The sequence below is a fragment of the Salinibacterium sp. genome, from assembly GCF_031364185.1.
Classification (GTDB): Bacteria; Actinomycetota; Actinomycetes; order Actinomycetales; family Microbacteriaceae; genus Rhodoglobus.
Genome location: NZ_JANLVV010000033.1, coordinates 1 through 3,537, shown reverse-complemented (window position 1 = coordinate 3,537; position 3,537 = coordinate 1). Strand labels below are relative to the sequence as shown.

The 3,537-nt window shown below is 59.8% G+C and carries 2 protein-coding genes and 1 tRNA gene; all 3 read left to right on the top strand.

What is annotated here, in order from left to right; translation table 11 throughout:
* A partial coding sequence (locus RMN95_RS01900; protein ID WP_309615271.1) for an LLM class flavin-dependent oxidoreductase occupies nt 1–286 on the top strand: 286 nt, incomplete at its 5' end.
* Nucleotides 287–682: 396 nt separating this feature from the next.
* A tRNA-Ala gene (locus tag RMN95_RS01895) sits at nt 683–758 on the top strand.
* Between the two features lie 446 nt (nt 759–1,204).
* Nucleotides 1,205–3,304 carry an alpha-L-fucosidase gene (locus tag RMN95_RS01890; RefSeq protein WP_309615270.1) on the top strand — a complete coding sequence of 700 codons (2,100 nt, stop codon included), beginning with the start codon at nt 1,205–1,207 and terminating at the stop codon, nt 3,302–3,304.
* Nucleotides 3,305–3,537 lie beyond the last annotated feature (233 nt).

The following is a 3,537-nucleotide window of genomic DNA, read 5'->3' as shown; positions in this document are numbered from 1 at the left end:
GGACTGTTTTCGCGAGGGCGGTCTGACCTCGGCCGCAGCGGCCCTGGCCTGGACTACGAAAGTGCGGGTGGGCATCGGCATCCTTCCCATCCCGCTGCGAAACGTGGCGGTTACGGCGATGGAGATTGCGGCGATACAGCGAATGTTCCCGGGCAGATTTCACGCGGGGGTGGGAAGTGGCGTGCAGGAGTGGATGGGGCAGGTCGGCACGGGAGATCCCAACGCTCTTGCCCTCTCCGGCCAGCTGACCGATGGTGAACTCGTGTATTGGCGGTACCACGCCTGAGGGTGTGCGTCTGGCCCGCGCGCACATCGACGAGGGTCGCGCTCGCGCAGCGCGGACTGAGTAAGAGCCGCATCACGGTCTGCGTGATGGCCACAACGGGCGCCGGGACGGTGGCCCGCTGGCAGACAGAGTGCTGTAACTGGGGTTGCGATCCCTCCGACGATGCCGGTCTTGTAGGGGAACGCGGCGACAGTCGCCGCCGCTGTGCAACGCCGATGCCGATGCCGGCGCCGATATGGTCGTGCTTCAACCGACCTCGGACGAGCCAGACCACGCGGGCTTCATTCGGTTCGTCGCTGGCGAAGTGCGGCCCCTGGTCAGAGCAGGATTGGACCAGCGGAATATCCGGCCGACCGGAGTGATATCGTTGACGCTGCACTGAGCCGCAAGGCGCAGGGGCCCTTGGCGCAGTTGGTAGCGCGCCTCGTTCGCATCGAGGAGGTCAGGAGTTCAAATCTCCTAGGGTCCACCATAAAATCCCGGTTCTTGTAGTTGGTGCGAAGTGGCGCTCCAACTCGGCAAGGACATGGTCGAAAGCGTCGCGTTTATTGAGACCTCCGTTTTGGGCGCCGAGGTCATTTGGGCGGCGATCGGTTGCGGGAGTGGGTGGCCGATATCATTTCCGAAAACCTCCTCATTGGCGACGACGGTGTGGTTCACAATGCCCTGGGGCCCGTTGCTGTGAGGAAACACACAAATGGATGTCGGCCCGGGTGCGCGGGGCCGTTCGCCGGGCTGTGTAAAAAGCGAGGCGGTCAACCGCCGGCATCTTTCCTCCGCTGAGAAAGCGTCATCGTCGCTCAGGTCGGGCCGATCTTGCGCGCATCGCTCATCATGTTGGACAGCGAGGGGTCAGATCACCTAGGCTAGGCGCGGAAATTGAATCGATATAACTTGGGTCGCACAAAGGAGTGTCAGATGTCTAGTTCTTCAGTCCGTCGCCCGCTGGGTTTATTTCTTGTAGGCCTGGTGCTGGTATGCCTCGCTCAGTTGTCGCCCTCACCCCCGGCGGCGGAGGCTGTGCCCCAGGCCCCGAAAGTTGGTCAGGCCACCGCAAATGTGGGGTGGTACGACCAATCCAAATACGGCATTTTTGTCCACTACGTTCCTGGGCTGACGATCAGAAGCGACGGCACACAACCAAGCAGCGTTGATGCCCTCGCGGCCGAATTCAATGCGACTCAGTTCGCGGCCGACGCTAATTCGTTTGGCGCCGATTACGTGGTCTTCACGGCATGGCACCTCGCCATGAATCCCCTCTATCCGAGCGCGGTTCACGAATCGTGGCGGCCCGGTCAATCCTCTGACCGGGATCTCATTCGGGATCTTATCAACGCTCTCAAGCCCTACGGTATTCGTCTCGTGCTATACGTCCACGCCACTGACGGTCACGACTTCTCGCCCACAGACCAGGCTCTCACGGGCTGGAATGACCCCACAAATGGGTATAAGAAGTGGAACGACTACATCAATCAGACAATGACCGAGATGGGAAACCGATACGGGGACGACATCGAGGGACTGTGGGTCGATATGGTCAAAGAGGCCAACTTTAATGAAAAAATCGATAAGCCTCGCCTGCGCGCTAGCATGCTCGCTGGAAATCCCCATCGTGTTCTGCTGGGCAATATGGGCTTCAACTTCACCAACGACGCCGTAAACGGAGCGCCAGCCGTCGACTACCCGGCGACGGAATTCAGTGGTGGAGCCGTCCAGGGGTGGCCCACGACCCCGAACCAGATGGCTGGAATCGCGACGACGAGCTCGTGGTGGACTACTACCGCCGAGGGGACAAACGTTATGCCCTCTTCGTCTCTCGACCTGTACCGCTACCTCATCCTTCAAGCGGCAGTGAATAAGCGAGGCGGTGGCACCGCCTACGCCTTCGGCGCCTATGCGGGCCTGACAGGGTCCGTGTGGGAGACGGGTGTCAAACCGGCGATGCAGGGTGTCGGCACCTACGTCCAAACCGCCGGTGATTCGCTGCGAAACACTCGCCCGAGCGCGGCATATCCCGTCGCAGACGGAACAACGCTCAATTCCCTGAGCACAGGCCGGGTTGCTCTCACCTCGCAGGACGGAACTAAGACGTTCATCCACGTCTTCAGTGCTCCCGGCGGCTCCACCATTACCCTTCCTGCTACCGCCGACGGCACACAGTTCAGCAGCGCCATCAACAAGGCGACGGGGAATGCAATCACCATCACGCAGTCTGGGTCAGCAGTAACGCTGACCTTGACCGGCGGGGATACCTGGAGCAGCTCCGACACCATCATCCAATTGGCTAATGCGGTGCCCACATACCCCTCCTTGCGTAACAACGACAAGGCGCTGACATACTCAGGGCAGTGGGGAAGGTCGAGCAACCGGAACGTCGGTGACTATGGAAATGACGTCGAGTACACGACGGTGAACGGCGCTTACTTCGATTACACCTTCACTGGCTCAGGGGTGACCTACATCGCGCCTCGCTCGCCACAGTACGGGGATGCAGATATCTATATCGACGGTCGCTATTTCGGAAGGTACTCCGCATTTGCGAGCTCCTACACTCCCCAGCAGACGATTTTCAGCACGACGTCGCTTCTGCCGTCCATGCACACCATGAGAGTGGTCAAGGTGACCGGTGACTATCTACAGGTTGACGCGCTCGATACCGCAAAGATAAACAATTCGTCAGCGTCGATCGCGTTCTCGGGAACGTGGAACCGATCAATGTTCCGAGGCGCAGGCGACTACGAAGACGACGTGCAGTACACATCCGAGAATGGCAGTTCGTTCACGGCAACCTTCACGGGCGAAACGATTCAGTACATCACCTCGAAATCGCCTCAGTATGGCAATTTCCAGGTCTACATAGACGATGTGCTGCAGGGCGAGTACAGCGCGTACGCGGCCAGCTACACACCACAGCAGGTTGTCTTCTCAGCCACCGGCCTGAGTTCTGGTAACCACACAATTAGGGCGGTCAAAATAAGCGGTGAATACCTGCAGGTTGATGCCCTGAAGGCTCGCTGAGCGCGTGCTGGCCGCTTGACCTTCGGGCCATCCGGCCAGCACCCTTCGACTAGTGCGGTCGCCAATAGCCACATTTGGATTCGAGTAGGTTTCTAGGGTCCACCACAGTTCGCTAACGGCACGGATTTCGACTGCCCTACGCTGGGCGCATGACGTCTCGAGTCATCCCTTCCGCAGCCGCAGGCTTTTTGGCGGCCGAGGCCGTCATCGCGGGACTGATCGTTGCGAACATG